Annotated in this window: 1 protein-coding gene and 1 pseudogene; both read left to right on the top strand. The window is 69.0% G+C overall.

Translation table 11 applies throughout. The features are described 5' to 3' along the window. Positions 1-24: 24 nt before the first annotated feature. A pseudogene (dnaA, locus tag ACFWM7_RS34505) lies at positions 25-1,188 on the top strand (chromosomal replication initiator protein DnaA); the annotation flags it as partial. Positions 1,189-2,160: 972 nt separating this feature from the next. Then, positions 2,161-3,291, top strand: a complete 1,131-nt coding sequence (gene dnaN / locus ACFWM7_RS34500) for a DNA polymerase III subunit beta (RefSeq protein ID WP_003967886.1) — start codon at positions 2,161-2,163, stop codon at positions 3,289-3,291. Positions 3,292-3,409: the final 118 nt, after the last annotated feature.

Below are 3,409 nucleotides of genomic sequence, written 5' to 3'. Positions count from 1 at the left end.
TGGGGCTAGTCCGAGTGGGCAGCACAGCGCCCCGACCGGCAGGACCAGCAGCAGCCGGGGCCCCGCCAGGGCGGCCACGGCCCCGGCCGGACCGGCGGTTCGGTGCCCGGACCGATGGGCGCCCAGCCGGCCCCCGCGCCGGGCCCCGGCGAACCGCATGCCCGGCTGAACCCGAAGTACCTCTTCGACACCTTCGTCATCGGGGCCTCCAACCGGTTCGCGCACGCCGCGGCCGTCGCCGTCGCCGAGGCGCCCGCGAAGGCGTACAACCCCCTGTTCATCTACGGGGAGTCGGGGCTCGGCAAGACCCACCTGCTGCACGCCATCGGGCACTACGCGCGGAGCCTCTACCCGGGCACCCGGGTGCGGTACGTGAGCTCGGAGGAGTTCACCAACGAGTTCATCAACTCGATCCGCGACGGCAAGGGCGACACCTTCCGCAAGCGCTACCGCGACGTGGACATCCTGCTGGTCGACGACATCCAGTTCCTGGCGAGCAAGGAGTCGACGCAGGAGGAGTTCTTCCACACCTTCAATACGCTGCACAACGCCAACAAGCAGATCGTGCTCTCCTCGGACCGGCCGCCCAAGCAGCTGGTGACCCTGGAGGACCGGCTGCGCAACCGCTTCGAGTGGGGTCTGACGACCGACGTCCAGCCGCCCGAGCTGGAGACCCGGATCGCGATCCTCCGTAAGAAGGCGGTGCAGGAACAGCTCAACGCCCCGCCGGAGGTCCTGGAGTTCATCGCCTCGCGGATCTCGCGCAACATCCGTGAGCTGGAGGGCGCCCTGATCCGGGTGACCGCCTTCGCCTCGCTCAACCGGCAGCCGGTGGACCTCGGGCTGACCGAGATCGTCCTGAAGGATCTGATCCCGGGCGGCGAGGAGTCGGCCCCGGAGATCACCGCGCCGGCCATCATGGCGGCGACCGCGGACTACTTCGGCCTCACCGTGGACGACCTCTGCGGATCCTCACGCAGCCGGGTCCTGGTGACGGCGCGCCAGATCGCCATGTATCTGTGCCGCGAGCTGACCGACCTGTCGCTGCCGAAGATCGGCGCGCAGTTCGGTGGCCGCGACCATACGACGGTGATGCACGCGGACCGGAAGATCCGGGCGCTGATGGCCGAGCGCCGCTCCATCTACAACCAGGTCACCGAGCTGACCAACCGCATCAAGAACGGCTGAGGCCTGCTCCCCGGGCTTCTTGGCAGCGCGTTTCTCAGGGCGCCTGTCGCGGACCTCCCACGGTCCGCGGCCGGCGCCTTTCGCGTGTTCCGGGGTCCTCGACGGGTCCTCGACGGGTCCGCAGCGGGTCCGCAACGGGCTTTCCGAGGTGCTCGATGAAGCTTCCGGAGCCCGCGACGAGCGCCCCGCCGCAACCGCGCTGTTCGAATACGGCCTGCTCAAAGGCCCTTCTCCACAGATGTGCGAGAAATCTTCCGTCCACAGCCTGGGGACTGGGAAGTTGTCCATATTGCGTCCACAGGGCGCGCTGCCGATACTCCATCAGGCCAGGTCACGTGGTTGGGGATTTGTGGTCAACAATGATCCACAGCCTGTGGACAGATTCTCCGTCCACAGGAGGCCGTCGCTGTTGTCCACCGGCGGCCCACAGGCTGAGCCCTGTTGTCCCCAGCTCCACCCTGCTTCTCCACACCCCTGTCCACTGTTCGGCAACGCAACACACGCTCTCACCGCCCGGAGTGAAAGGCGTCACACCAAGGGGCTGGGTTGGGCTGTGGGGAACAGGGGTAAAGCTGGGGACAGGCCTGGGGAGAAGTGGCCCCCTCCTGTGCATCGGGTGTGCAGAACTTTCGTCCGTCCACAGAAAGCCCCGGTTGTCCACGGGCGCCACCCACAGGACCGGTGGACAAAAAATAGTCGCTGACCTGCGCAAACGACGTTATCCACGGTATCCACAAGGCCTACTACTACTACCACCCAGAGTTAGCCAGGAATCCGCTTCGAAGTGGGGCCTGTGTACAACTCGACCGTCGACCGCCGCGAAGCTCTTGGCCCGACTTGACCCCGAGCAGCAACGGCTGTCGGTGCCGTACGTCAGACTGGACCCCGGAGCCTCCGCCGCCTCGGCAGCGGGCTCCCATCCAGACGACGAAGGCCAGCAGGGCGAGCGAGCAACAGCAGGAGGCGGTTCCGGTGAAGATCCGGGTGGAGCGCGATGTACTCGCGGAGGCGGTGGCCTGGGTGGCCCGCAGCCTCCCGGCCCGTCCGCCGGCGCCCGTTCTCGCGGGCCTTCTGCTGAAGGCCGAGGACGGGGCTCTCAGCTTCTCCAGCTTCGACTACGAGGTCTCCGCCAGGGTCTCCGTCGACGCGGAGATCGACGAGGACGGCACGGTGCTCGTGTCCGGTCGGCTGCTCGCCGACATCTGCCGCGCCCTGCCCAACCGCCCGGTGGAGATCTCCACCGATGGTGTGCGCGCCACGGTCGTCTGCGGCTCCTCCCGCTTCACCCTCCACACACTGCCTGTGGAGGAGTACCCCGCGCTGCCGCAGATGCCGACCGCCACGGGCACCGTCCCCGGTGAGGTCTTCGCCTCGGCCGCCGCCCAGGTCGCCATCGCCGCCGGCCGCGACGACACGCTGCCCGTGCTCACCGGTGTGCGGATCGAGATCGAGGGCGACACGGTCACTCTCGCCTCCACCGACCGCTACCGCTTCGCGGTCCGCGAGTTCCTGTGGAAGCCGGAGAACGCCGACGCCTCCGCGGTCGCCCTGGTGCCCGCCAAGACGCTCCTGGACACCGCCAAGGCGCTCACCAGCGGCGACACGGTCACCCTGGCGCTGTCCGGCTCCGGCGCGGGCGAGGGCCTGATCGGTTTCGAGGGCGCCGGGCGCCGCACGACCACGCGGCTGCTCGAAGGCGACCTGCCGAAGTACCGCACGCTGTTCCCGACCGAGTTCAACTCCGTCGCGGTGATCGAGACGGCCCCCTTCGTCGAGGCCGTCAAGCGCGTCGCCCTGGTCGCCGAGCGCAACACCCCCGTACGCCTCAGCTTCGAGCAGGGCGTCCTCATCCTGGAGGCCGGCTCCAGCGACGACGCACAGGCTGTGGAGAGGGTCGACGCGGTGCTGGAGGGCGACGACATCTCGATCGCCTTCAACCCGACGTTCCTGCTGGACGGTCTGAGCGCGATCGACTCCCCGGTCGCCCAGCTCTCGTTCACCACGTCCACCAAGCCCGCCCTGCTCAGCGGCCGCCCGGCCGTCGACGCCGAGGCGGACGACGCGTACAAGTACCTGATCATGCCGGTGCGCCTCTCCGGCTGATTCCGGCATCCCCCGGTCCCGGCCCCGGCGTTTCCGGCCGATCGGGGGATGTATCCGCGGCAGTTTCCGGCGGGCCCGCTCGGCGCGGAGCGGGCCCGCCGCGCTGTCCCCGGCCGGG

Source organism: Streptomyces sp. NPDC058375 (assembly GCF_042723425.1).
In the GTDB taxonomy this organism is placed as follows: Bacteria; Actinomycetota; Actinomycetes; order Streptomycetales; family Streptomycetaceae; genus Streptomyces; species Streptomyces durocortorensis.
This window is presented reverse-complemented; position numbering and strand designations above follow the sequence as displayed.